At 68.7% G+C, this 26,504-nt stretch carries 19 protein-coding genes; 11 read left to right on the forward strand and 8 right to left on the reverse strand.

Annotated features, from left to right (window positions below; all coding sequences use genetic code 11):
* Window positions 1-163: 163 nt before the first annotated feature.
* The 3 genes from WS68_RS02535 to WS68_RS02545 are packed head-to-tail and all read left to right on the forward strand — an operon-like array spanning window position 164 to window position 2,984.
* Window positions 164-1,144, forward strand: coding sequence for a hypothetical protein (locus tag WS68_RS02535; RefSeq protein ID WP_059569300.1), 981 nt, complete (start codon window positions 164-166; stop codon window positions 1,142-1,144).
* A complete protein-coding gene (locus WS68_RS02540) occupies window positions 1,141-2,409 on the forward strand; it encodes an MFS transporter (RefSeq protein ID WP_059569301.1) in 1,269 nt (422 codons plus the stop codon). The genes WS68_RS02535 and WS68_RS02540 overlap by 4 nt, the downstream gene beginning before the upstream one ends.
* 17 nt (window positions 2,410-2,426) lie before the next feature.
* Window positions 2,427-2,984 carry an FUSC family protein gene (locus WS68_RS02545; protein WP_059569302.1) on the forward strand — a complete coding sequence of 186 codons (558 nt, stop codon included), beginning with the start codon at window positions 2,427-2,429 and terminating at the stop codon, window positions 2,982-2,984.
* Between the two features lie 277 nt (window positions 2,985-3,261).
* Here WS68_RS02545 and msbA read toward each other — a convergent pair whose 3' ends face one another.
* Window positions 3,262-5,043, reverse strand: coding sequence for a lipid A export permease/ATP-binding protein MsbA (gene msbA / locus WS68_RS02550; protein WP_059569303.1), 1,782 nt, complete (start codon window positions 5,041-5,043; stop codon window positions 3,262-3,264).
* 351 nt (window positions 5,044-5,394) lie between these two features.
* Here msbA and WS68_RS02555 point away from each other — a divergent pair, with 351 nt between their 5' ends.
* The 3 genes from WS68_RS02555 to WS68_RS02565 are packed head-to-tail and all read left to right on the forward strand — an operon-like array spanning window position 5,395 to window position 8,362.
* Window positions 5,395-6,174: a glycosyltransferase family 2 protein gene (locus tag WS68_RS02555; RefSeq protein ID WP_059569304.1), complete on the forward strand. Its 780-nt coding sequence runs from the start codon at window positions 5,395-5,397 to the stop codon at window positions 6,172-6,174.
* Window positions 6,171-7,004: a glycosyltransferase family 2 protein gene (locus WS68_RS02560; protein ID WP_059569305.1), complete on the forward strand. Its 834-nt coding sequence runs from the start codon at window positions 6,171-6,173 to the stop codon at window positions 7,002-7,004. Before WS68_RS02555 ends, WS68_RS02560 begins: the two co-directional genes overlap by 4 nt.
* Window positions 7,005-7,060: 56 nt before the next feature.
* On the forward strand, window positions 7,061-8,362 hold the full coding sequence (locus WS68_RS02565) for an O-antigen ligase family protein (RefSeq protein ID WP_059569306.1): 1,302 nt from the start codon (window positions 7,061-7,063) through the stop codon (window positions 8,360-8,362).
* On the opposite strand, the gene WS68_RS02570 is transcribed toward WS68_RS02565, so the two are convergent.
* Both WS68_RS02570 and dnaE read right to left on the reverse strand, forming a co-directional pair.
* Window positions 8,322-9,458 carry a glycosyltransferase family 9 protein gene (locus tag WS68_RS02570; protein ID WP_059569307.1) on the reverse strand — a complete coding sequence of 379 codons (1,137 nt, stop codon included), beginning with the start codon at window positions 9,456-9,458 and terminating at the stop codon, window positions 8,322-8,324. The two genes, WS68_RS02565 and WS68_RS02570, sit on opposite strands and share 41 nt — an antisense overlap.
* Window positions 9,459-9,567: 109 nt before the next feature.
* A complete protein-coding gene (gene dnaE / locus WS68_RS02575; protein ID WP_059569308.1) occupies window positions 9,568-13,104 on the reverse strand; it encodes a DNA polymerase III subunit alpha in 3,537 nt (1,178 codons plus the stop codon).
* A gap of 412 nt (window positions 13,105-13,516) precedes the next feature.
* Here dnaE and WS68_RS02580 point away from each other — a divergent pair, with 412 nt between their 5' ends.
* Both WS68_RS02580 and gluQRS read left to right on the forward strand, forming a co-directional pair.
* A complete protein-coding gene (locus WS68_RS02580; RefSeq protein WP_059569556.1) occupies window positions 13,517-14,398 on the forward strand; it encodes a sulfurtransferase in 882 nt (293 codons plus the stop codon).
* A 48-nt stretch (window positions 14,399-14,446) separates the two neighbouring features.
* The gene (gluQRS, locus tag WS68_RS02585; RefSeq protein ID WP_059569309.1) at window positions 14,447-15,343 is read left to right on the forward strand and encodes a tRNA glutamyl-Q(34) synthetase GluQRS; all 897 of its coding nucleotides are present in this window, start codon (window positions 14,447-14,449) and stop codon (window positions 15,341-15,343) included.
* Window positions 15,344-15,821: 478 nt separating this feature from the next.
* Here gluQRS and WS68_RS02595 read toward each other — a convergent pair whose 3' ends face one another.
* From WS68_RS02595 to purT, 5 genes are all read right to left on the reverse strand, one after another.
* The gene (locus WS68_RS02595) at window positions 15,822-17,273 is read right to left on the reverse strand and encodes a DEAD/DEAH box helicase (protein WP_059569311.1); all 1,452 of its coding nucleotides are present in this window, start codon (window positions 17,271-17,273) and stop codon (window positions 15,822-15,824) included.
* Window positions 17,204-17,599 carry a hypothetical protein gene (locus WS68_RS28200; RefSeq protein WP_197419511.1) on the reverse strand — a complete coding sequence of 132 codons (396 nt, stop codon included), beginning with the start codon at window positions 17,597-17,599 and terminating at the stop codon, window positions 17,204-17,206. The genes WS68_RS02595 and WS68_RS28200 overlap by 70 nt, the downstream gene beginning before the upstream one ends.
* Window positions 17,600-17,634: 35 nt before the next feature.
* Window positions 17,635-18,024 carry an MliC family protein gene (locus tag WS68_RS02605; protein ID WP_059569313.1) on the reverse strand — a complete coding sequence of 130 codons (390 nt, stop codon included), beginning with the start codon at window positions 18,022-18,024 and terminating at the stop codon, window positions 17,635-17,637.
* Between the two features lie 67 nt (window positions 18,025-18,091).
* Window positions 18,092-18,253 carry a DUF6726 family protein gene (locus WS68_RS27185; RefSeq protein ID WP_059513272.1) on the reverse strand — a complete coding sequence of 54 codons (162 nt, stop codon included), beginning with the start codon at window positions 18,251-18,253 and terminating at the stop codon, window positions 18,092-18,094.
* 132 nt (window positions 18,254-18,385) lie between these two features.
* Window positions 18,386-19,600 (reverse strand): formate-dependent phosphoribosylglycinamide formyltransferase, encoded by a 1,215-nt coding sequence (gene purT, locus WS68_RS02615; RefSeq protein ID WP_059569314.1) that lies wholly within the window; start codon window positions 19,598-19,600, stop codon window positions 18,386-18,388.
* Between the two features lie 521 nt (window positions 19,601-20,121).
* On the opposite strand from purT, the gene WS68_RS02625 reads away from it, so the two are divergent.
* The 3 genes from WS68_RS02625 (at window position 20,122) to WS68_RS29235 (ending at window position 26,362) form a co-directional block, all read left to right on the forward strand.
* Window positions 20,122-21,042, forward strand: a complete 921-nt coding sequence (locus tag WS68_RS02625) for an alpha/beta hydrolase family protein (RefSeq protein ID WP_059569557.1) — start codon at window positions 20,122-20,124, stop codon at window positions 21,040-21,042.
* Window positions 21,043-21,357: 315 nt separating this feature from the next.
* On the forward strand, window positions 21,358-21,906 hold the full coding sequence (locus WS68_RS02630) for an META domain-containing protein (RefSeq protein WP_059569316.1): 549 nt from the start codon (window positions 21,358-21,360) through the stop codon (window positions 21,904-21,906).
* 196 nt (window positions 21,907-22,102) lie between these two features.
* Window positions 22,103-26,362 (forward strand): FtsK/SpoIIIE family DNA translocase, encoded by a 4,260-nt coding sequence (locus WS68_RS29235; protein WP_059569317.1) that lies wholly within the window; start codon window positions 22,103-22,105, stop codon window positions 26,360-26,362.
* Window positions 26,363-26,504 lie beyond the last annotated feature (142 nt).

A 26,504-nucleotide genomic window follows, 5' to 3' on the forward strand; every position in this document is an offset into this window, starting at 1 on the left:
GCAGACGCCGCAGGCACCTCAAACGCCGCCACCCCGCCCCCGTTTTCGCGGCCCTCATTCATCACAGGTTAAACTCTGGGCTCGCGCGAGGCCGCCGGGCCTGCGCCATCACCGACAGCAGCGCCGTGCCCGGCGGCCTGCCCCAGTCATGGAGTACGATCCCATGAGCGGCGGATTCCCGCGTTCAGCCCCCCGTCTCGTCCGTTGCACCGCTACCGCGGCCCCGTTGTTCATCGCGTTGCTCGCGCTGTCCGGCTGCGCCCTTTTTCGCGCGCCGCAAACGCCCGAGCCAATCGTCGAAGCCGTCGCCACTCCCGTCGAGCCGGCGAGCGAGCCCCCGGCCGCGCCGGAGCCCGCCAGCGCGCCCGAACCCGCCGAAGCGCCCGCGCCGAAAAAGCCGCACCGCGAGCCACCGCGTCCGCGCAAGCCCGCACGTGCCGCCGCGCCCCCGCCCGCGCCGCCCCCCGCGCCCGCGCCGCTGATCGCGACACGCGCGATCGACCGCGCCGCAGTACGCACGCTGCTCGACAGCGAGGTGCGGCGCGACAGCAAAACTGTCGGCCGCGCGGTCGACATGACCGCTGATGCAAGCGGCGCGCCGCGCGACGTGATCGTGAATCTGCAAGGCTTCATGGGCGTCGGCGACCGCAAGGTGATCCTGCCGTGGCGGCTGTTCCGCTTCACGCCGGGCGGCAAGGAAGCGCCGATCGCGCTCGACATGCCGAGCGCCGCGGCCCGCCCGAAGACGCTGCCGCTCACGGGCTCGGCCGACTTGCTGGCCGAAACCGGCCGCATGCGGATCATCGACGCCGATATCGAGCGCCCCGGCGGCGCGAGGATCGGCCGCGTCGTCGACGTGCTGATCGGCCGCGGCGGCAATCCGCAGGCCATCGTGCTGGAAGTCGGCGGCCTCGTCGATCCGAACCGGCGCACGATCGCCGCAAGCTGGTCGGCGCTGCGCTTCGCGCCGAAAGACAAACCGCCGCGCGCGTGGCTCGATATGAACGATGTGCAACTGAAGGCAGCGCCGCCGTATGCGGGCGACAAGCCGATCGTCGCCGTCTCGCCGCCCGTTGCTTCATCCACCGCGCCGCCTGCCGGCGCAAGCATGCCGGCCGCCGCCGCGTCGAGTGTGAAACGATGACGGTCCGGCATGTAGTCAGTGTACGAAGTCTGCGCGCCCTCGATTGGCTCAACTTCTTCGTCGCAAACGTTCAAACCGGTTTCGGCCCGTTCATCGCGTCGTATCTCGCGTCGCACAAATGGACGCAGGGCGAAATCGGCATGGCGCTTTCGGTCGGCACGATCAGCGCGATGGTCAGCCAGGTGCCGGGCGGTGCGGCCGTCGACGCGCTGAAGAACAAGAAAGGCGCGGCCGCGTGGGCGATCGTCGCAATCATCCTGTCCGCGGTGCTGCTCGCCGCGAGTCCGACCGTCGTGCCGGTGTTCGCCGCCGAAGTGTTCCACGGCTTCGCGAGCTGCATGCTGGTGCCGGCGATGGCCGCGATCTCGTTCGCGCTGGTCGGGCGCGAGAACCTCGGCGACCGGCTCGGCCGCAACGCGCGCTGGGCGTCGATCGGCAGCGCAATCGCGGCCGGGCTGATGGGGCTCACCGGCGAATATCTGTCCGCACGCGCGGTGTTCTGGCTGACGGCCGCGCTCGCGATGCCCGCGCTCGTCGCGCTCGCGATGATCGAATTGCCACGTCACGCCGCGCCGCCCCGCGCGCATGCGCCGCGCGCCGATGGCGGCGCGAATGCCGACGACAGCGAACAGCGCGAAACGCTGCGCGAACTGCTGCGTGACCGGCGCATGCTGATTTTCGCCGCGTGCGTCGTGCTGTTCCATCTATCGAACGCGGCGATGCTCAACCTCGCCGCAGGCGAAGTGACCGCCGGCATGGGCGAAAACGTCCAGCTCGTGATCGCCGCGTGCATCATCGTGCCGCAGGCGATCGTCGCGATGCTCTCGCCGTGGGTGGGCCGTTGCGCGCAGCGCTGGGGGCGCAGGCCGCTGCTGCTGCTCGGCTTCGCCGCGCTGCCCGCGCGTGCGCTGCTGTTCGCCGGCGTGTCGAGCCCTTACCTGCTCGTGCCGGTGCAGATGCTAGACGGCCTGAGCGCCGCGGTGTTCGGCGTGATGCTGCCGCTGATCGCGGCGGACGTCGCGGGCGGCAAAGGGCGCTACAACCTGTGCATCGGACTGTTCGGGCTCGCCGCGGGCATCGGCGCGACGCTCAGCACCACGCTCGCCGGCTTCGCCGCCGACCGCTTCGGCAACACCGCGAGCTTCTTCGGGCTGGCAGCCGCCGGCGCGCTCGCGACGCTGCTCGTCTGGCTCGCGATGCCCGAGACGCGCGACGCGGCGGCCGTCGGCGACGAGCAAGCCTCGTCCGCCGAACCGGTGCAATGACGACGGATTCGAATCAGATGGAAACGATCAAGTCCTTCAACAGCGCCCGCCAGCAGATCCAGCGCTCGGCGCTCGACCTGTTCAAGGGACTGCCGCTCGGCGAGCGTGCGCTGCAAGGGCTGCTGATGGCCGTGCAGGCGGCGAGCGGCGCGTGCCTCGCATACGGAATCGGCCGCGCGCTGCACACCGAACAGGCAGTATGGGCCGCGATCACCGCGATCGCGGTCACGCAGCATAGTTACGCGGATACGATCAGCCTGTCGCGCGACCAGTTCGTCGGCGCGATCGTCGGCGGCCTGGTGGGTTTTGCCGGCGCGGCGACGGGTATCGGACATGTCGCCGCCTATGCGATGACGATCGTGGCCGCGATCGTCTGCTGCTGGTGCCTGAACGTCGGCAGCGCGGCGCGGCTCGGCGCGATCACCGCGACGATCGTGCTGCTGTTTCCGGGCGGCGGCCCGCTGTGGGGCGTGCCGCTTGTCAGGCTCGGCGAGGTGACGCTCGGCACCGCGTGCGCGACCGTGGTGAGCTGGACGATTACGCAGATCGAGCGCCGCTGGCTGGCCAGGAATTGACGCGGGAAAGGGGAAGACTGGGCGGACGCTCCACGCAATCCTGCGGCAGGACTGGCGGCCGCCGCGCGCGGTGAACGGTGCGTCTGCGCCATGCGCCGCGCGCGACGAGCCATACGCGGCAAAGTCCGGCGAAAGCGTGCAATAAAGCAGCAAACATTGGTTGCGCTGCCGCGCAACCCGAACCCAGCGCCGTGCCGCTCAATGGCGGGCCCGCCGCATGCCGGCGCAGCGCACGCGTCGGCGGCGCCCCGGCGCGAGGCGGCGTCCACCCGCCGTGTCAAGCCGCCTGCTGCTGATACTGAATCCGATGCAGATGCGCGTAGAGGCCGCCGCGCTGCAGCAGCTCGCCATGGCTGCCCGCTTCGGCAATCCGGCCGCCTTCGAGCACGAGGATACGGTCGGCGCGCTCGATCGTGGACAGCCGGTGCGCGATCACGAGCGTTGTGCGCCCTTGCATCAGCCGCTCCAGCGCCGCCTGCACATGACGCTCCGATTCGGAATCGAGCGCCGAGGTCGCTTCGTCGAGAATCAGGATCGGCGCGTCCTTGTAGATCGCGCGCGCAATCGCAAGACGCTGGCGCTGGCCGCCCGACAGCCGCATCCCGTTGCCGCCGACGACGGTATCGATCCCGTCCGGCATCGCGGCCACCGCGTCCGCCAGGTTCGCCGCCTCGAGCGCCGCCTGCACGCGCGCACGCTCGGGCGTCTGCCCATAGGCGACGTTCGCCGCGATCGTGTCGTTGAACAGCACGACGTCCTGGCTCACCATCGCGATCTGAGCGCGCAGCGCATGCACGTCGTAATCCGAGGTCGGCACGCCGTCCAAATAAATCGCGCCGTCCGTCGGGTCGAAAAAGCGCGGCAGCAGGTTCACGAGCGTCGTCTTGCCGCTGCCGGACGGCCCGGCGAGCGCGACCATCTCGCCCGGCGCGACCTTGAACGAGATCCGGTCGAGCGTCGGCCGTTCGGTCGCGCCGTAATCGAACGACACGTCGCGGAACTCGATTTCGCCGCGCGCGCGCGCGAGCGGCCGGCCGCCGCCCTTGGGCTCGAGCGGCTCGTCGATCAAGCCGAAAATCAGCTCGGCCGCGGTCATCCCGCGCTGCAGCGGCTGGTTCACGTCGATCAGATGCTTGAGCGGCGAGATCACGAGCAGCATCGACGTGACGAACGCGACGAAACCGCCGACCGTGGTCTGATCGTTCGACGATTGCACGACCGCGATCGTGATCACGACGGCAAGCGCGATCGACGCGAGAAACTGCGTGAGCGGCTGCGCGAGGCCGCCGGACACCGCCATGCGCATCGCATAGCCGCGCAGGCGCTTGCTCATCGCGGCGAAGCGGTCGAGTTCGTAACGCTCGCCGTTATGCACCTTGACGACCTTGTAGCCGGCGACGGTCTCCTCGACCACGTAGGACAGCTCGTTCGTCAGCGTCTGATGCTCGCGGTTGAGTCGCCGCAGCCGCCGGTTGATCTTGCTGACGAGCCAGCCAATGCCGGGCAGGATCACCGCGACGATCAGCGTGAGCCGCCAATTCAAGTAAAACAGATAGCCGAGCAGGAAAATCACCGTCAACGAATCGCGCACGAGGGTGATCATCACGCCCGTCAGCACGTTGAGGATCTGGTTGACCTCGAAGACGATCGCGTTGATCACGGTACTGGCCGTCTCCCGCTGAAAAAACGACGCGCTCGTATGAATCATTCGCTCGAACATCGTCAACCGTAATTTCAGCAGGATCCGGTTCGACACGTAGTTCAGCAGGTAATTCGACGAATACTGCGCGAGGCCGCGCACGAGCGCCAGGCCGATCACGGCGGCAGGCACGTACCATTTCGCGCGGTCGCTGCCGTGCGAGCCGAAGCCATGATCGAGCAGCGGCTTGAGCAGCGCCGGAATCCCCGCCTCCGTCGCGGCGACGATGCCCATCGTCATGACGGCCAGCGCGATCGCGCCCAGCAGCGGCTTGATGTACGGCCACAGGCGCACGAGCACCGATTTCGCGGAGGTGCCCGCCGCGCTCGTCGGCTTGCGTAGAGTGTTCTGGGTTTCCAAGGCGATCCTTCTGAGGTTGCGGCCCGTGCTTTCTCATGCCGGCGCGCGGTCGTGCCGCAGGCGGGGAGCGCTGCCGGGGCCGCGCCACGCCACGCGCGGCGCCAATGCCGAAGCGGGCCGAATCCCGCATATCGGGATGGGCCACGGCGGCTGCCGGCGTGCGCCGGCGCGCGCATCGAGCCCAGGCCCGGCGGAAAACCCGCGGCGGCCGCCGGCATGCACACGGGGCCGCACATTATAGCCGCCCCGCCGTCACGGCCGACGAAGCGGCGGCCGGCCCGGCCGCCGCACAGGTATACTCTCGCGTCCGATACTCATCACGCAACGCGCACCCGTCCCGGCTTTCGATTCATGGCAGAACCCACCCTCGGCGTGGCCCTCATCGCCCTCAACGCATCGACTCGGCTCGCGCAGTGCCTCGACGCGCTGTCGTTCGCCGACGACGTCGTCGTCATCGACGGCGGCAGCACCGACGGCACCGCCGCCATCGCCCGCGCACACGGCGCACGCGTCATCGTGCAAACCGACTGGCCGGGATTCGGCCCGCAGAAAAACCGCGCGATCGCCGAGCTGTCGACCGACTGGATTCTGTCGATCGACACCGACGAAGTCGTATCGCCCGAGCTGGCCGCGTCGATCCGCGCGGCGCTCGCCGCGCCCGCCGCGTCCGTCTACGCGCTCGACCGGCTGTCGAGCTTTTGCGGCGCGTGGGTGCGCCACAGCGGCTGGTATCCGGACTGGGTGCCGCGGCTCTTTCGCCGCGGCGCGGCGCGCTTCTCCGACGATCTGGTCCACGAAAGGCTGATATTCGACGGCGCGCCGGCACGGCTGCCCGGTAAGCTGCTCCACTATTCATACGAGAATTTCGAGACGGTGCTGCGCAAGATCGACTCGTATTCGACCGCCGGCGCGCGCCAGCGGCACGCGGCGGGCCGGCGCGGCAGCCTCGCGCAGGCGCTTGCGCGCGGCGGCTGGGCGTTCGTGCGCACCTACGTGCTGCAACGCGGCTTTCTCGACGGGCGCACCGGCCTGATGCTTGCCGTATCGAACGCCGAAGGAACGTATTACCGCTATCTGAAGCTGATGCTGATGCACGACTCGCCGAGCGTGCCGCGCGAGGACCAGCCATGACCCGCGATCCGCTCATTACCGTGGTGATCACCACCTACAATCGTCCCGATGCGCTCGAACTGGTGCTGAACGGCTGCCTCGCGCAAACCGACCGCCACTTCGAGATCGTGATCGCCGACGACGGCTCGGGCGCGCCGACGCGCGAGACAATCGAACGGATTGCCGCGCGCGCTCCGGTGCCGATCGCGCACGTCTGGCAGCCCGACGAAGGCTTTCGCGCGGCGGCGAGCCGCAACCAGGGCATCGCCCGCGCGCGCGGCGACTACCTGATCTTTCTTGACGGCGACTGCGTGCCGCAGCGCGATTTCGTCGCGCGTCACCGCGCGCTCGCTGCGCCGCGCACCGTGGTGACGGGCAGCCGCATTCTGCTGTCGCCGCGCCTGACACAACAGGCGCTCGCCAGGCGCCTGCCGCTCGATGCCCAGCCCGCGTCGTTCTGGCTACGCGAGCGCGCGACGGGCGGAATCAACAAAGTGCTGCCGCTCGTCGTGAAGCTGCCCGATCTGCCGCAGCGACGCGTCAAGGGCTTCGTCTGGCGCGGTATCAAGACCTGCAATCTCGCCGTCTGGCGCAGCGACGCATTCGCCGTCAACGGCTTCGACGAAACGTTCACCGGCTGGGGCCACGAGGACGCGGACTTCGTCGCGCGGCTGCACAACGCGGGCGTCGCGCGCAAGCGCGGCTTCTGGGCAACCGAAGTGCTGCATCTTTGGCATCGCGAAGCCTCGCGCGAGCGCGAGGGTCCCAATCACGCGAAGGTGCTCGCGCGGCTCGCGAACGGCGGCGTCCGCGCGGAGTGCGGCCTCGATGAACTCGCGCCGACGCCATAACGCGCGTGCGTTGACCTACTCCCCCCTTTTTCCGGAGCGATGAATTGCAACTCTCGATGAAGCTCGCCCCTCACGACGCGTCATGGCGTCTGACGGCGGCGCGCGTCTGCGCGGTGGCCGCGCTGTGCAGCGTGCCGCTGTCGACGGCGCTTACCAACATCATGTGCGCGCTGTTCGTGCTCACGCTCGTCAGCTCGCCCGAATTCTGGCGCCGGCTGCCATCGCTACCGCGCCACCGGTCCGCGCTCGCCGCGCTGCTGCTGTTCGCCGCGCTCACCGCAAGCGTCGCCTATAGCGTCGCGCCGCAGCAGGAGGCGTGGTCATGGGTCGGTAAGTACGTGAAGCTGCTTGCATTGCCGCTCGCCGTCATCGCGTTCAAGGATTCGGGCTGGCAGAAGATCGCCTGCTGGAGCCTGTTCGTCACGCTCATCACGGTCACCGTGCTGTCGACGACCAATTATCTCGGGCTGACCGCGATCGGCCCCGCGCATATCGCGGGCGAGCCGCTCTCGCGTGCGTGGGTGTTCAAGAATCACATCGCCGCCGGCATGCTGGGCGCGCTGCTGTTCTATCAAGCCGCCGATTTCGCGCTCGCCGCCGGCAGCCGCCGCGCGCGCGCGATCTTCGCCGCGATCGCGCTGCTCACGCTCGTCAACGTGCTCGTGATGCTGCAAGGCCGCACCGGGCAAATCGTCGCGATTCTGTTCGTGTTCGCCATCGCCGCGCGCTATGCGCTGCAGCATCGCGACGCGCTGCGCCCCCGCCCGCTGCTGCTCGGCATCGGCATCGCCGCAGCGGCGGCGGCCGCGATCGTCGTCGCCTGCACGGTGCCCGGCGAGCGGATGATGAAGGTCGTCAGCGAAGTGCGCGAGTATCGCGAATCGAACGCGGTCACCTCGACCGGCCTGCGCGTCGAGTGGTATCGCAAGAGCCTGGAATTGATCGAGGCGCGGCCCGTGATCGGCTACGGCGCGGGCGGCCTCGGCACGGAATTCGAGAAATTGACGGCAGGCAAGACCGGCGCGCAAGGCGAACTCACGCACAACCCGCACAATGAATATCTACTGATGGCGGTGCAGCTCGGCGTGATTGGCACCGCGCTGTTCGTCTACCTGCTTGCCCGGATCGGGCGGGATGCGGCCACGCTCGAGCCGCGCTCGCGCCATCTGCTGCTCGCGTGGCTGTTCGCGTTCGCGCTCGGCTGTCTCGCGAATTCAATGCTCCTCGACTTCACCGAAGGGCATCTGCTCACGCTGCTCGCCGGCATCCTGCTCGGCTGCGGCTGGCGCGACCAGGCGGCCGGCGACCGCGATACGGTTACGGCGGGCACCCCAGCATCCGCGCCGCCACGCCAATGACGCGGCTCGCGGCCAGCTCCGTCAGGCACGCGCTCGGGCTGTCGAGACGGCGCTCGCACCCTTCGAGCTTGCACGGCACGCACGCGCCCTCGCCCTGCAACAGATAGACGTTGCCGTGCTGCGCTGAGCCGCGCAGCGGCCACGGATCGCTGCCGGGCGGCCAGCCGTTCGGCCAGGGCCCCCAGCGCACCGGGTCCGACGGGCCGAACAGCGCGATCGTCGGCACGCCCGTCGCGGCCGCGACATGCGTTGCGCCGGTATCCGGCCCGATAAAGAGCCGCGCGCGGCGATACAGCTCCGCGCTTTCGGCAAACGACAGCTTCCCGACCAGATTCAACACCGGCTCGCCCGCCATCTCGACGACGCGCGCCGCATAGTCGAGCTCGGCCTGCGCCGGCCCGCCCGACAGCGCAACCGCGAAGCCGCGCGCGCGCAGCCAGCGGATCAGCTCGGCCCAGCCGTCGATCCGCCAGCGCTTGTATTCGAACATCGGCACCGGATGCACGACGACGAGCGGCTGCCCCGCCTGCCGCGCGGCAGGCGCGACGAGACTCGCATCGAAGCGCGCATGCCGCGCCGGATCGTCGCCGAAACCGGGCGCGACAACCTGCGCATGTGGCTCGATGCCGAGCACGGCCGCGAGCGCCAGGCTGCTACTGACGGTATGCACCGACTCGTGCCGATTGACGGCGATGCGGTCGAGCATGAAGCGGTTGAGCAGCGTCACTCGGTCCGGATCGACGAGGCCGACGCGCTTCTTGCCGGCGAAAAAGCTATAAAAGCGCGGCCGGTCCGAACTGAGCGCCGCGCAGGCGAGATCGTAGCGGCGCCAGATCCTCGCCGCATCGCGCAAGCGCTCGCCGAACTTCGCACGCTGCGCGACGACAATCACCCGCCGCACGTCCGGATTGCCTTCGAGCACGCCTTCGGTGCCGCGAAACACCAGCATGTCGATCTGCGCGTCGGGCCAACGCGCCTTCAGCGAACGCACGAGCGGCGTGGTCAGCAAGACGTCGCCGATCCGGCGCGGGCTGCAAACGAGAATGGTACGGGGGGGACGATCGGGAGCAAACAAGGCGGCCAAGGGACGATCCATCAAGCAGGCGGTTGTGGCTGGCAATGTACCCGATTCCGCCACGCGGCGTGCAGCCGCGCGCGGAACCGGCGAATCGGATACGGCGCTGCGGACAGGCTTCGCGCCGCGCTCAGTACGCGATCTCGACCGTGCTCTCGCCGAACGCCGCGCGCAGTTCCGCGAGCAGCGTGTCGCTCGGCTTCACGCGCCACGCGTCGCTCAAACGCACTTCGCCCTGCGCGCGTTGATTACGGTAGATGATCTGCACCGCGAGGCCGTTCGGCAACGGCGGCTGCGCCCGCCGCCCGCCGTCGCCGTTGCGCGCACCTCGCGGCGGCGCGCTTGGCGCGCCCGGTTCGGCAGGCGCATCGGCCGTCGCGGCATGCGCTTCGAGCACGCGTTTGAGCGCGCCCGCATCCGCATTGCCGTTCATCGTCATCCGCACCGCCTGCGCATAGCGGCTGCGCGCGCGTTCGAGATCCATCACGCTGTCGGCGGTGAAACGGATGCCGCCCGTGAATGCGTCGTTGCGTGCCTGCCCCTGCACGATCAGCAGTTCGTCTTCCTTGAAGAGCGCACGGTTCGCATCGAACTGCTCGTTGAACACCGTCACTTCGCACTGGCCGGTGCCGTCGTCGAGCAGCGCGATCACCATCTTGCCGCGCTGGGTCATTTGCGTGCGCAGCGACGCGATCACGCCGGCCACGAGCTTATCGCGGCCTTCCTTCAATTCGCCGAGCTTGTGGCGCGCGAAGCGCCGCACCTCGTCGCGGTATGCATCGAACAGATGGCCGGACAGATAAAAACCGAGCGCGGTCTTCTCCTCCTGCAACCGGCGCTTGTCGTCCCACGCAGGCTCGTCGACGAGCGCGTGCGCATGCGCGGGCTCGTCGCCCATGTCGAAGAGCCCCGCCTGCAGCGCATTCGCTTCCGCCTGATCGGCCGCCTCCACCGCGAGCGGCACCGATGCGATCAGTTGCGCGCGATTCGCGTGCAGCGAATCGAACGCACCGGCGCGGATCAGCGCTTCGATCGTGCGACGATTGACCACACGCCGGTCGATCCGCGCGCAGAAATCGAACAGATCGATAAACGGCTTTTCTTCGCGCGCGCGCAGGATCTCCTCGATCGCGTTCTGCCCGCTGCCCTTCACCGCGCCCAGGCCGTAGCGGATCGTCTTCGAGCGCTTGCCGGACGCCTCCGCGACCGGCTCGAACCGGTAGCCGGAATGGTTGATGTCGGGCGGCAGCACCGCGAGGCCGTTCGCGAGACAGTCGTCGAACAGGATCTTCACCTTGTCGGTGTCGTCCATCGCGAGCGTCATGTTGGCGGCCATGAATTCGGCCGGATGATGCGCCTTCAGCCAAGCGGTGTAGTACGCGAGCAGCGCGTATGCGGCCGCATGCGACTTGTTGAAGCCGTAGCCCGCGAACTTCTCCATCAGGTCGAAGATCTCGTCGGACTTTTCGCGCGGCAGGCCGTTCTTCGCGGCGCCTTCGGCGAAAATCTCGCGGTGCTTGGCCATCTCCTCCGGCTTCTTCTTGCCCATCGCACGGCGCAACAAATCCGCGCCGCCGAGCGAGTAGCCGCCGATGATCTGCGCCATCTGCATCACCTGCTCCTGATAGACCATGATCCCGTAGGTCTCTTTCAGGACGGGCTCGACGCGCGGGTCCGGATAATCGACTTTCTCGCGCCCGTGCTTGCGCGCGCAAAAGCTCGGAATCAGGTCCATCGGCCCCGGCCGGTACAACGACACGAGCGCGATGATGTCCTCGAAGCGGTCGGGCTGCGCATCCTTCAACATCCCCTGCATCCCGCGGCTTTCAAGCTGGAACACCGCGACCGTGTTCGCTTTCTTGAGGATCTGGAAAGAAGCCGGATCGTCGAGCGGCACCTGCGCGAGCGACCAGTCGGCCTTTGCCGGATCGAGCCTGCGGATGTAGCGCTCGGCCCAATCGAGGATCGTCAGCGTCGTCAGGCCCAGAAAGTCGAACTTCACGAGGCCGACCGCCTCGACGTCATCCTTGTCGTACTGGCTGACCACGCCGCTGTCGTCGCCCTGCGTGTACAGCGGGCAGAAATCGGTGAGCTTGCCCGGCGCGATCAACACGCCGCCCGCATGCATCCCGACGTTGCGCGTCAAGCCCTCGACGCGCTGCGCGAGGTCGAGCAGCTGATGAACTTCGTCCTCGTTGTCGTAGCGCTCCTGCAAGAGCGGCTCTTCCTTCATCGCGTCGGCGATCGTCACGTGCTTGCCCGGCTTGAACGGGATCAGCTTCGCCACGCCGTCGGTGAACATATAGCCGAGATCGAGCACGCGGCCGATATCGCGCACGGCCGCCTTCGCGGCCATCGTGCCGAAGGTGGCGATCTGCGACACCGCGTCCGCGCCGTACTTCTCCTTCACGTATTGGATCACGCGGTCGCGGCCGTGCTGGCAGAAGTCGATATCGAAGTCGGGCATCGACACCCGCTCCGGATTCAGAAAGCGCTCGAACAGCAGGTTGTAGCGCAGCGGATCGAGATCGGTGATGCCAAGCGCATAGGCGACGAGCGAGCCCGCACCCGAGCCGCGGCCCGGCCCGACCGGCACACCATTGTTTTTCGCCCAGTTGATGAAGTCCGCGACGATCAGGAAGTAGCCGGGAAAGCCCATCTTCTTGATCGTTCCACACTCGAAATCGAGACGCCCGTAATACGTGGCGCGCTGCGCATCGCGTTCGGCCGGGTCCGGATAGAGCTGCGCGAGACGTTTCTCGAGCCCCTCCTTGGACAGTTGCACGAGATAATCGTCGAGCGACATCCCGTCGGGCGTCGGAAAGAGCGGCAGCTTCGGCTTGCCGAGTTCGAGCGTCAGGTTGCAGCGCTTGGCGATCTCGACCGTGTTCGCGAGCGCCGACGGCAGATCCGCGAACAACGCGGCCATCTCGTCCTGCGTGCGGAAATACTGGTCGGTCGTGAAGCGCTTTTGACGACGCGGATTCGCAAGGATGTCGCCTTCCGAGATGCACACGCGCGCCTCGTGCGCGGTGAAATCGTCGGCCGTCATGAATTGCAGCGGATGTGTCGCGACGACGGGTAGCTTCAGTTCGGCCGAGAGCGTCACGGCCTGCTCGATATATGTTTCGGCGCCCGGTTGGCCATAACGCTGCAGTTCGATGTAGAACCCGCCCGGAAACAGCTTCGCCCAGCGCTCCGCATGGCGGCGCGCGGCCGCGTCGTTACCGGCCGCGAACGCAATGCCGATGTCGCCCTGCTGCGCGCCCGACAGCGCGAGCAGCCCTTCGGCAAGGCCGCCTTCGAACCAACTCGCGTCAAGCTCCGCGCGGCCGCGGTATTGGTTCGTGAGCCATGCCTTGGACAGCAGTTCGCAAAGATTCAGGTAGCCGCGCTTGTTCTTGACGAGCAGCAGCAGACGCGACGGCTTGTCGCGATCGTCATGATTGGTAATCCAGACGTCGCAGCCGGCAATCGGCTTGATGCCCGCGCCGCGGGCTTCCTTATAGAAACGGACGAGACCGAACGCGTTGCCGAGGTCGGTCAGTGCGAGCGCGCCCTGAGCGTCGCTGGCCGCCGCCTTGACGATGTCGTCAAGGCGCACGATGCCGTCGGCGATCGAGAATTCGGAATGGACGCGAAGATGAACGAAGCGAGGATCTGACATGGCCGCTATTGTAGCCGCCCCATGACTGGACCATCGCGCACGCGGCGTAAAAATGCTGGCGTTGGCTATCCGGCCGAGGGTCGAAGCCGTATCGCGCGCGGCTGCGCAGCGCGCCAGCGCGCCGACGATCCCGCCCATTCGGCGTCGACGGTACGGCGCGCTGCGAGATCAAGCCGCCGGGCAGCCCTGGCGTGCCGGCCCCGTCCCGCGCGGCCGACGCGATACGAAAACGAAAGCGCGCGCCGCGGTCGCGCAACCGGCCGTTCGGCCGACTGCGGAAAGCCGCGCCATTTGCGGGATAATACGGTTTTTCCGTCTTCGTCTGCTCCGGCCCCGAGCGTCCCGCCGCGCGCGCACCGCACGGCGCGCCCGCACCGGCAAGCCGCAGCCGCTTTACCGTTTTCCGATCGACATGACCACCGTCAATCTCGCCGCCTACCGCTTCGTCTCGCTCGACTCGACCGAGCAATGGCGTCCGCTCGTGGCCGCGCGCTGCAACGAACTCGGCCTGCGCGGCACGATCCTGCTCGCGCCCGAAGGCATCAATCTTTTCATTGCGGGCTCGCGCGACGCCACCGACGCATTCGTGCACTACCTGCGTCACGATCCGCTGTTCGAAGGCAAGTTCGCCGACTTACAGTTCAAGGAAAGCCTGTCCGACTCTCAGCCGTTCAGGCGCATGCTGGTGCGGCTCAAGCGCGAAATCATCACGATGAAAAAGCCCGCGATCAAGCCGGAGCTGGGCCGCGCGCCGTCGGTCGACGCACGCACGCTCAAGGCGTGGCTCGACCAAGGCCACGACGACGCGGGCCGCCCCGTCGTGATGCTCGACACGCGCAACGCGTTCGAAGTCGACGTCGGCACGTTCGACGACGCGCTCGATTACCGGATCGACAAATTCAGCCAGTTCCCCGACGTGATCGAGGCGAACCGCGCGGATCTGGAAGGCAAGACCGTGGTGTCGTTCTGCACCGGCGGCATTCGCTGCGAAAAGGCGGCGATCCACATGAAGGAAATCGGCATCGATCACGTCTACCAGCTCGAAGGCGGAATTCTCAAATACTTCGAAGAAGTGGGCGGCGCGCACTATCACGGCGACTGCTTCGTGTTCGATTACCGCACCGCGCTCAACCCGAGCCTCGCACCGACGGCCGACGTCACCTGCTTCGCGTGCCGCGCGGTGGTGACGGCCGACGCGCAACGATCGCCGCTTTACGTGCCCGGCAAATCGTGCCCCGCATGCCATCCCGGTAAGCCCGCGAGCCCTTGCGCGCAACCGGCGCACGCCGCCTGAGGCCGCGCTGCGCCGCCTTTGCCGATCGCCGAGCAGGCCAGCCAGCGAATGACGAAAGCCTATCGAGGCCGCTTCGCGCCGTCGCCCACCGGGCCGTTGCACTTCGGCTCGCTCGTCGGCGCGCTCGCAAGCTGGCTCGATGCGCGTACATGGGGCGGCGCATGGCTCGTGCGAATCGAGGATATCGACGGGCCGCGCACCATGCCGGGCGCGGCCGACGCGATCCTCGCCACGCTGCGGCGCTTCGGTTTCGTCGCCGACGAGCCGCCCGTTTGGCAAAGCGCACGCGTCCCGCACTACGCGGCGGCGCTCGAGCGGCTCACGGCCGCGGGGTTGGTCTACCCATGCGGCTGCTCTCGCAAGGAAATCGCCGATTCGCTGCGCGCCGCTCACGAGCGGCACACGACACTCGCGTATCCCGGCACGTGCCGCACGGGCCTGCGGGGCAAACCCGCGCGCGCGTGGCGGCTGCGCGTGCCTGACGGCACGGCGGCCGTCGTCACGTTCGACGACCGTTGGCAGTGCGCGCAAACCCAGGATCTCGCAACCGAAGTCGGCGACTTCGTGCTCAAGCGTGCGGACGGCCAATGGGCGTATCAGCTCGCGGTCGTCGTCGACGACGGCGATGCCGGCATCACGCACGTCGTGCGCGGCGTCGACCTGCTCGACTCGACCGCGCGTCAGATCTACCTGCAACGCTGTCTCGGGCTGCCAACGCCGCGCTATCTGCACGTGCCCGTCGTCGTCGACGCGAACGGCGAAAAACTCAGCAAGCAAACCGGCGCGGCCGCGCTCGATGCCGCCGAGCCGCTGCCCGCGCTCGTCGCGGCCGCCGCGCATCTCGGGCTGGCGCTCGAACCGTCCGCGGGCCAATCGCTCGACACGTTCCATGCCGCCGCGATCGCCGCTTGGGCGGCGCGCTTCGGCCCTCACGCGCGCGGCTGACCGCGTCCGAGCGCCGGCGCTCAGCCGTAAGCGGCGGCGTCGAAACCGGCGGCCATCACCCGCGCAACGCCTGGCGCATCGGTACGCGCCGCGTAGCGCTCGCCGCCCCACTTCGCATGTGCGGCGCACGCCTTCCGCGGCCCGCGCGGCAGGCAAGCCACGCTTTGTGACCAAGCAAACGATTGAGTGATGTCGTCATGCCGGCATCCGAACGGTAATCGGTCGAATGCGGATATTGACTTGATGAGCCACGACGGCCGCATGGGCCGCGCCGAGTCATCCCCGCGCAAAGCGGCCCATTCGCGCCGATCAGCGCGCCGCGCCTCTGACCGGCGCCGAGCGGATCATCGTGCCGGACGCAGTGCTTTTCACGCGGAGAACCATTGGGCTTGCGCTCTCGAACCCGCGGCTGCTGCGGCGCTTGACGGAAAATTCGAGCGTATCCGCCGCCACGCCTGCGTGGGGCGCCCGGCCCATATCAAGACGACGTCTTGCGCGGCATCCCGAACCCGCCGAGCAGCGCGGCGAGCCGCTGCTTCGGCGCTTTCTTCTCCGGCTGCGCGGACTTCGTCTCTTCCGGCTGGCGCGCGGACGGCGACGGCTCGTATGGCTTCAGGAAGAACTCGTCGATCGGCGCTTCGCGGCGCGGATGATACGCGCGCTCGCCGCCCGCCACGCGGCGGCCGCCGATCGGCCCGCCGCGACGCTCGTCGCGCTCGCGCCGGCTGCTGCCGCCGCGATGATCATCGTGGCGATGGCGCGGCAAGTCGAGCGCCAGCGTCTCGAGCGGCAGCGTGCGCTTGATCAGCTTCTCGATGTCGGCGAGCTGCTTGCGCTCGTTCGGACTGCACAGCGACAGCGCGTCGCCCGACGCGCCCGCGCGGCCCGTGCGGCCGATCCGGTGCACGTAGTCTTCCGCGTTGAACGGCAAATCGAAGTTGATCACGGCCGGCAGCTCGGCGATGTCGAGCCCGCGCGCGGCAACGTCGGTTGCGACAAGCGCCTCGATCTCGCCGCGCTTGAACGCGTCGAGCGCCTGCATCCGCTCACTTTGCGAACGGTCGCCGTGGATCGCGGCCGCGACGATCCCGTCGCGCTCGATCTGCCGCGCGAGCCGGCTTGCGCCGAGCTTGCTGTTGCAGAACACGATCACCTGCTTCAGCCCGCGATCGCGGATCAGCTTGACGACAGCCGCCTGCTTGTCGCCCTCGGCGACGTCGTAGACGATCTGCGTGACCGTCGCGGCGGTCGCGTTGCTGCGCGCGACCTCGATCGTCTGCGGATCTCGCAGGTAGGTCGCCGCGAGCTTCTTGATCTCGGGCGAGAACGTCGCCGAGAACAGCAGCGTCTGACGTGCGTCGGGCAACAGATTCAGGATGCGCTGCAAATCGGGCAGAAAGCCCATGTCGAGCATCCGGTCGGCCTCGTCGAGCACGAGAATCTGCACCTGGCCGAGGTTCGCGGTCTTCTGCTGCACGTGATCGAGCAGCCGCCCCGGCGTCGCGATCAGGACCTCGACGCCGCGGCGCAGCTCGGCCATCTGCGGGTTCATGTCGACGCCGCCGAACACGACGGCGCTGCGCAGCGGCGTGTGTTTCGCATACGCATGCACGTTCGCGGCCACTTGGTCGGCCAGCTCGCGGGTCGGCGTGAGAATCAGCGCGCGCACCGGATGGCGCGCGGGCGACGCGCTCGTGTTCGCCTGCGGCAGCAGCCGCTGAATGATCGGCAGCGAGAAGCTCGCGGTCTTGCCGGTGCCGGTCTGCGCGGCGCCCATTACGTCGCGGCCGGACAGCACGACCGGAATCGCTTTCGCCTGAATCGGCGTCGGCGTCGTATAGCCCTGCTCGGCAATCGCTCTCAGAATCTCGGCGGCAAGGCCGAATTGGTCGAACGTCGCGTCGACAGGCTTGGCAACAGAATCGGACATAGTGGCGTTTCGCTCAAAAAGCGCGGCGGGACATCCAGCGCGGCCGGCTCGCCCGCGAGACGGGCCGCGCAAACCACTTCGGAATGAAGACGAAGCCGCGGCGCGCCGCGCGGCGCCGCCGGCGCCGGGCCCCGCAAAAAAGCAGGCGCGGCCGTGCGCGAGGCTTCGTCCGGCAGGCGTGCCGGCAGAAAGGGCAGTATTGTAGCATCGTTGCGGAGCAGCTTCGCCGGGGCGGGGCTAACGCCGTCGGCACGCAGGCCGCAGGCGGCCTGCGTGGGCAGGCGGGCGGCGGCGAGCCGCATCCGCTGATGAAATCGGACGGCCATCGCGCGGCGCGCGATGGCCTGAAACCGTTCGGTTTTCAGTTGCTTGCGGCCTTTTTCGGAATTTCGTTGCAATCGCCGAGCAACGGCGGCGCGTGATCGCCCGCGCTTTCATCGTATAAATTCGCGGTGCGCCCCTTCGTCCACCATACATATCGGCCCGCCTGATACCGCGCGCCCGATGCCGACACAGTGTCAACGAACAGCAAGCGCGCGCCATTGACGGGCACGAGCGCGAAGCTCTGCCCATTGCTCGCGTTCCAGTAGGACACGCGCAGCGGCCGCGGCTCGTTCGCGCATCGGTAAACGGCGGTCTGACGCGCGCCCGCGTCGATTTCCGCAACCGTCAGCCGCGCCGCATGCGCGGCGCCCGCGGCGAACGACAAACCGGCCACGCCGATCGCGATCCAGCTTGTATTGCGCTTCATCGATCATTCCTTTATTGAGCCGAGTCGAATCAAACCCGAACTTCGCGGCCTGGCTGCGCGCTCGCCATCAGGGGTCGATGACGTCCGCGCACGCGTCGGTGGGCGCCGCCGCGACATGGCCGACGACGGGCACGATCTTCAGCCCCGCCGAGGCCACCCGGCACGGTGCAGCCGCGAGCCCGCAGCCGGCGCTCGACAGGCACAACACGGCGATCAGCATCCACTTCATCGCAACCTCCTTTCTTCGCGCTCGCGCGCCGCGCGTGCTGAAACCGCGCGCCTGACGGCGCGCGATCCGGCGCGAAGCGCGCCGCCGGCACGCGCGGCATTGATGCAATGGACACACGCCGGCGCATTCCGTTCAGCGCGCGGACACCGGCCGCACCGCGCCGGCCGAGCGTTTCGCGCGCTCGCGCGCCTCGTCGACGCCTGCCGCGACCGCCACGGCCACGCCCATGCGGCGTTTCACGAAGCTCTCGGGCTTGCCGAACAGGCGCAGATCCGTGCCCGGCACCGCGAGCGCGTCGCGCACGCCTTCGAATGCGATGCCTGCCTCGTCGAGCCCGCCGTAGATCACCGCCGACGCGGCGGGCGTCGCAAGCGCCGTATCGACCGGCAAACCGAGAATCGCGCGCGCATGCAATTCGAATTCGGACTGACGCTGCGACGCAAGCGTGACGAGCCCCGTGTCGTGCGGACGCGGGCTCACTTCGGAAAACCACACGTCGTCACCGCGCACGAACAGCTCGACGCCGAACAGGCCGCGCCCCCCGAGAGCCGACGTCACGCGCTGCGCGATGTCGCGCGCGCGTTCGAGCGCCTTCGCGCTCATCGGCTGCGGCTGCCACGATTCCACATAATCGCCCGCCGCTTGCAGGTGGCCGATCGGCTCGCAGAAATAGGTGCCGATCTCGCCGGTGGCGGGATCGAGCGCGCGCACCGTGAGCTGCGTGATCTCGTAGTCGAAATGCACGAAGCCCTCGACGATCACGCGGCCGTGATTCACCCGGCCGCCCGCCATCGCATACCGCCATGCGGGCTCGATATCCGCTTCGGCGCGCACGACCGACTGCCCCTTGCCCGACGACGACATCACGGGCTTCACGACGCACGGCATGCCGATGCGCGCGACGGCTGCCGCGAATTCGTCGAACGATTGCGCGAACGCATACGCCGACGTCGGCAGCCCGAGTTCCTCGGCCGCGAGCCGGCGGATGCCTTCGCGATTCATCGTGAGCTGCGTGGCGCGCGCCGTGGGGATCACCTCGGCCACGCCGGCCGCCTCGATTTCGGCAAGCGCGCCGGTGGCGATCGCCTCGATTTCCGGCACCACGAGATGCGGCCGCTCGGCCTCGATGAGCGCGCGCAGCGCGGCCGGATCGGTCATGTCGATCACGTGCGCGCGATGCGCGACCTGATGGCCGGGCGCGTTCGGATAACGATCGACGGCAATCACCTCGACGCCGAGCCGCTGCAACGCAATGATGACTTCCTTGCCCAACTCGCCCGCGCCGAGCAGCATGACGCGCGTGGCGGACGGCGAAAGCGGCGTACCGAGCCGCTGACCGATCTGCATGAGATGTCCCGCTTCGTGGATGTGTGGTTGTGTGGATTCGATGGAGGATCGCGAAAGCGAGCTGCGATGTTAACACGCCCATACGCGGGGCCGTTGCGGCTGCGGTGAGGCTGCCGGCACGGCGCGCCAACGCCCAGGCGCCTCCCAGCCGGCAGGCGGCATATGGCGGCGCGTGATTGAAAGCTGAAAGCGCATGCCGATGTCGCAGCAAACGAGCGCCGCTCGATCTTGCCGGCCGCTGCGTATGTAGACGAATGTCACCAATGCGCCGCCCGAACGTGCGTCGATGGCCGGCACGGCAAAAAATAGGCGCGCGGCATGGAGAGCGCGACACGCCGAGCCCCGCTCGGCCATATCGAATCGAGCCAGCACGCCATCGCAGGCCGCCCCTTCCACTGCCCGCGCCACCGCATGCCGGCCATCGCAACCGGGCAACGAGCGCCGCCTCGAATTTATTTCTCACGCGAAGTATTTTCCTCCCTTATATTTCGCACACGAATTAAATGCGCGAGGAAGACGCGATGCAACCGGAGTCGATCGAATTCGCCGCCAGCGACGGCTATGCGCTACGCGGCACGCTCTGGCCCCCGGCGGGCGAAACGCATGCGGCCCTGCTCGTGCATCCGGCGACCGCCGTGCCGGAACGCCTGTACGCGGGCTTCGCGCAGTACGCCGCATCGCGCGGCTTCGCCGCGCTCACGTACAGCTATCGCGGCGTCGACGGATCGCGCCCGGCCGATCTGCGCGCGCTCGACGCACGCATGCGCGACTGGGCCGACTACGACGCCGAAGCGGCAACCGCCTGGGCCCAGCGGCGCTTCCCGCAGTTGCCGCTCGTCGCGGTGGGCCACAGCTTCGGCGGCCACGCGATCGGCCTCTGCGACGCGACGCGCCATTTACGCGCGGGCATACTCGTCGCATCGCACGCGGGCAGCACGCGCCTGATTCGCAGCCGTCTCGAACGGCTCCGGGTGCGAACGGTGCTCGGCGCGATCGCGCCCGTGGCTTGCGCGCTGTGCGGCTACGCGCCATGCCGGCGCTTACGCCTCGGCGAAGATCTGCCCGCCGGCGTGATGCGCGAGTGGGCCGGCTGGACCACGCTGCCCCGCTATTTCTTCGACGATCCGACGCTCGACGCCGCCGCGCGCTTCGCACGCGCGTCACTGCCCATCCTCGCGGTCGGCATCGACGACGATCCGTGGGCCACGCCCACCGCGATCGACCTGCTGGTCGGCTTCCTTACGCATGCGCGCATCGAGCGCCGCCAAATCGATCCGCGCGCGGCCGGTTGCGGACCGATCGGCCACATGGGCTTTTTCCGCAGCGCGCCGGGCAAGGTCTTATGGCCGGGCGTCGTCGATTGGCTCGCCTCAGCGCTGTCCGCCGCGCCCGATGCGGCCGCCGCAGCACCGTCGCCGAGCCTCGCGGGCCATGCCGGCTGAGCGTCGCTCGTCGCTCGTCGCTCGTCGCTCGTCGCTCGTCGCTCGTCGCTCGTCGCTCGTCGCTCGTCGCTCGTCGCTCGTTCTTCAATTATGCGGAAGCGTCCCGCCGTCTCGCGCAAGTCATTCCGCTCGTCGCCATCGAGGCGGTAAGCGCCCCATCGCTCGCGCCTCATGCCGGCGTGCCGCGCCGCCACGCGCGCCGCACAGCGTCCGGCAACGCACGCTGGCCGGACGGCAATTGGCGGGAACTGTCCCTCGTGCGTTACCCTTATGGCTTGTTCAGCCATATTGAAAAATTTGAAGAGGAACGAGGCCATGTTCATTTCATCCGCAACAGCACGCCAGCGCCTTCGTTTTGCCGGCTTGCTGCGCGCGCCGCTCGGCGCGCTGAGCGCCGCCGCGCTTCTCGCCGCTTGCACGATGCCGACCCATCCCGATTCAAACGCGCCCGCGCCCGATCCGTTCAACCCCGCGACGATCCAGCTCATCGACAACACGAGCTGGGAGCTCGTCAACTGGCGCAACGCCGACGGCTCGTCGCGCGAGATCCCGCACGGCGACAACGGCGAGCCGATCGCGCTCGCGCTGTCGTCCCAAACGGGCGTGCGGCGCGTTGCCGGCTTTTCGGGCTGCAACCGCTACATGGGCACCTACGACGTGAAGAACGGCGTGCTGAGCGTAGGTCCGCTCGCCGGCACGCGGATGGCTTGCATCGCGCCGGCGCGCGGCGCGCTCGAACGCGACTATCTCGCGGCGCTCGAGCACATCGCGAAGGCCGGCGTGCAGATGCGCGACCCGCAGCAGCTCATCATCGTCACCGACGAAGGCGCAACGCTGACGTTCGCGCGACGCAACGCCAAATAAGCGCCGCGCGGCGGCGAACCGGGTGCGCGGCCCCGCGCCCCGGCGCACCCGATACGGGCCGCCGGCCGCGCAACTGCGGCAACGGCGCGCGCGGCAGCGTGCGCCGTTCGCCAAACCTTCCTAGCCGACCGGTTAAACTCATCGGGATCGCGCATCGCGCGCCCACCCTTCTTCAGTTTCTGAGCTGTCTCTGAGCATGCAAACGGTAGTTCTCGGCTGGTTCGGCTTCTCGGCCGTCTGGTTCATTCCCCTTTTCTGGCGGCTCGTCAAGGCGATGCTGCCGGGCGGCAGCGGCCTCGCGGGCCCCGGCTCGATCCGGCTGTGGCTCGGCTTCGTATGCGTGCTTGCCGCGAGCTGCACGCTCGCGGCCGCGCTGCCCGGCGACGCGACGACGAACGCATTCGGCCATGCGCTCGCGGGCGGCTTCGAACACGTGCTCGGACGCATCGGCACGCCGCTCGCGATGATCGCGCTGTTTTTCGTCGGGCTGCCCTGGCTGCTCGACGTAAGCTGGCGGCAAGCGAGCGCGTGGCTCGACGCATCGCTCGGCATCCGCCTGACTCGCGAGCACGGCGCGGACGAACCGCGCAGTGCCGCCGAGTTGCCTCGCACCGCGCCGCATCGCGACGATGGCCGCGCCGATATGCAGCCGATGAGCGCGCATACGGTCAATTCGATGGCGCCGCGGCAAAACGGCCGGTACGCACGGCCCACGCCGTGGAAACCGAGCGACGCGCCGCACGAGCGCCGCGCGCAGGCCGCCGGCGCGCGAGCGGCAGCGCAGACAGCCGCGCCTGTCGGCTGGCCCAAGCCCGGCACGGCCGCACGCGGTGCAGCGGCAGCGGGCGCCGCGAGTGCAATCGCATCCGGTCACCTGGCCGTGGCGAAATCGGCAGGCCGGATGTCTTCCGCTGGTCTGCCCGCAACCGAAATCCGCCCGCCTGCGTTGACGAACGGTCCGGGCGAGCCGGCCATGATCGGCTCGCCCGGCGGTGCGCCGTCGACGCCCGCCATGCCAAATCCGCCATTCGCTTCCGGTCCGGCACGCCGGGCCTCGCCGGCCGGTTCAGCCCAATCTGTAACGGCAGCGGCCCGCGGCCCCTTTGCGACACGCTCGGCCACGGCCGAGCAGCGTTTCGCACCGCGCCGATCGCCGGCGCAGGCTGCCGTGGCCGCCGCACGCAATCGCCCGATGACGTTTACACCGTCGCGGCAAGCGGCCGCCGCGCCGCGCAATACCCTTGCGACGCCGCGTCCCTCCACTGCGCGCTCATCCGTCAAACCGGCCGCCGTCGAAGCCGCGCGCAAGCGGCCGGTGAACCCCGCTCGCGCGCCGCTCTATGCATGGTCGGAAAAGCCCGCGCAGCCGATCGAGCCCGCGCCGAGCGTGCACGAGACATTGCGTTCGATCGAAGCGAGCGCCGCGCAATGGGCGGCGCTCGCCGGCGCACCCTCCTCGGCGGCAAGAGAAGCGACGCGGGAGCTTGCCGCGCCAGCATCGGCATCGGCATCGGCACCTGCAGCGGCTGCGGCTGCGGCTGCGGAAACGGCTCCGGCATCGCCGTCGGCAGCCACATCGGCAACCGCCACGAACGCGAGCGAAGCCATCGGCACCGTGGCGGCCGTCACCGCGGATAGCGCATCGAACACAGGCGCTGCCGGACAGACAGATATCGAACGCCCGCGCGGCGGCGGCGTCGATGCGTCGGCGGCCAGTCCCGCTGCATCGGCGTGCGACGCCGTCGCCGGTATGCCACCGGCCGCGACAACCGAATCCGGCGCCCCTATCGATGATGCCGCCGGGATCGTGCCCACCGATGCGTCGGCCGGCATCGTTGCCCACGCGCAGGCCGACGCGCAAACCCAAGCCAGCGTCGAGACTGAAACGGAAATCGAGGCCGAAACCGGCACGGATCATTCGACCGTCTCCGAGGCAGCCGCCGTAGCTCAAGCCGCCGTCGGCGAGCGTAGCGACAAGCCCGCCGGCGAACCGACGCCAACTGCAATCCGCGCCACGGGCTCCGCCGCCGGCGCAACGGCGGCCCCTCTTGCCTCCTCGGCCGCGGCCACGGCGGCGGGCGCGCCCCGGCAAACGCTGCGTCAGTTCAGCGACGTGGCCGCCCCCGGCGCCATCGGTCCGAACGCCGGTGCGCACGCGGCCCCCGACGAAGCCGGCACGGCCGCATCCGCCGGCGAAACCGACGCACACGCCGAGCGAGCCGCTATCGACGCCGATACTGCCGGCCACGGCGCGCTCGCCGCGCAGGCCCGCGCAAGCACGGGCGGTCTGGTCACGCAAATCATCGCCGAACACAGCTTGCCTACTCGCGACGGCATCGCCATCCGAGCCCCCGCGTCCGCTCAGGCGGACGCCTCACTCATGCAACCGCCGGGCAACGATGCGCGCACCTCATGGGCCGCCGCAAGTGCGTCCATGCCGGGCATTGCCGTCCCTGTTTCAAATTTGGCGTCGAGCACGGCCCCATCCGCCGCTGCCGAGCGTGCCCACGGCGATCCGGTGCCGACGGCAGCCGCGCCCGCCGCGTCCACCGCCCAAGCCGCCGCGCCGGCTCAAGCGCCCCCGCACGCGCCTGCCGCACCGGCGGCCTCCGTAGCGCAGGCGGTCTCGGCAACGGCCCCGATAGCCCCGGCTGCTGCCGTAGTGCCGGCGCTCTCCGCCGCATCGGCACCTCGACCGGCATCGGCTCCGGCCACTGTCACGATTGCAACGGCGCAAGCGATGCCGGCCACTACGCCGCCACTGCCTGCCGCATCGAGTCCGCTCATCGCGCCAGCCCATTCAGCCGGCTCGGCGAACCTCGCGGCATCAGCCACGCCCGTTGTGTCAGCTCCTGTCGCCGCTGAGGCAATGCCCGTTGCGGCAACGCCCGCCGACGCCCCCGCTACCGAGCCCGCCCGTCCAGCCCGCCAGCCCGCCCCGAACGCGTTCGAGTTCCACGCGCCCGCCGCGTCGAACGTCGAGCTGCCGACGCTCGAACTGCTCGAACCCGCATCGGACGACGTCGAAACCATCTCCGACGCGCATCTCGCACAAACCGGCCAGGTCATCGAGCAGCGGCTGCAGGAGTTCAAGGTGCCGGTGACCGTGGTAGGCGCGTCGGCAGGCCCGGTGATCACGCGTTTCGAGATCGAGCCCGCGCTCGGCGTGCGCGGCAGCCAGATCGTCGGCCTGATGAAGGATCTGTCGCGCGGCCTCGGGCTGACGTCGATCCGCGTCGTCGAGACGATCCCCGGCAAGACCTGCATGGGCCTCGAGCTGCCGAACGCGAAGCGCCAGATGATCCGGCTGTCCGAAATTCTCGCGTCGCGCCAGTACCAGCATTCGGCATCGCATCTGACGCTCGCGATGGGCAAGGACATCACCGGCAATCCGGTCGTCACCGATCTCGCGAAGGCGCCGCACATGCTGGTGGCCGGCACGACCGGCTCGGGCAAGTCGGTCGCGGTCAACGCGATGATCGCGTCGCTGCTCTACAAGGCAACGCCCGAGGAAGTGCGGCTCATCATGATCGATCCGAAGATGCTGGAGCTATCGGTCTACGAAGGCATTCCCCATCTGCTCGCGCCCGTCGTCACCGATATGAAGCTCGCCGCGAACGCGCTCAACTGGTGCGTCGGCGAAATGGAAAAGCGCTACCGGCTGATGTCGGCGGTCGGCGTGCGCAATCTCGCGGGCTTCAACCAGAAGATCCGCGATGCCGCCGCCAAGGAAAAGAAGATCGGCAATCCGTTCTCGCTGACGCCCGACGATCCGGAGCCGCTCGCGCCGCTACCGCTCATCGTCGTCGTGATCGACGAACTCGCCGATCTGATGATGGTCGCCGGCAAGAAGATCGAGGAGCTGATCGCACGGCTCGCGCAAAAGGCGCGCGCGGCCGGCATTCATCTGATTCTCGCGACGCAGCGTCCGTCGGTCGACGTGATCACCGGCCTCATCAAGGCGAACATCCCGACGCGCGTTGCGTTTCAGGTGTCATCGAAAATCGACTCGCGCACGATTCTGGATCAGATGGGCGCCGAATCGCTGCTCGGCCAGGGCGACATGCTGTTCCTGCCGCCGGGCACCGGTTATCCACAGCGCGTGCACGGCGCGTTCGTCGCGGATGAGGAAGTGCACCGGATCGTCGAATATCTGAAGCAGTTCGGCGAGCCGCAGTACGAGGAAGGGATTCTCGACGGGCCGGCGGCCGAAGGCGGCGGCGCGCAGGATCTGTTCGGCGAGGCGCCCGATGCGGAAGCCGATCCGCTGTACGACGAAGCGGTTGCGTTCGTCGTGCGCACGCGGCGCGCGTCGATATCGTCGGTGCAGCGGCAGTTGCGGATCGGCTACAACCGCGCGGCGCGGCTCGTCGAGCAAATGGAGGCGGCGGGCCTGGTGTCGTCGATGGGCATCAACGGCAGCCGCGAAGTGCTCGCGCCGCCGCTGCCGGAGTAAGCGCGCCGATTCCGCGTGCGCGCGCCGCGGCGTCCGGTTTCGAGGCGGCACGGCGCGCGATTCGGCCGCCGGCCTTGCAAATCTCCACTCGGCGCACTCCGCCAAGCAGAGCAGGCCGGCCCCGCTCGTTGCCGCTGCGCTC

It is taken from the genome of Burkholderia sp. TSV86, from assembly GCF_001522865.1.
Taxonomy (GTDB): Bacteria; Pseudomonadota; Gammaproteobacteria; order Burkholderiales; family Burkholderiaceae; genus Burkholderia.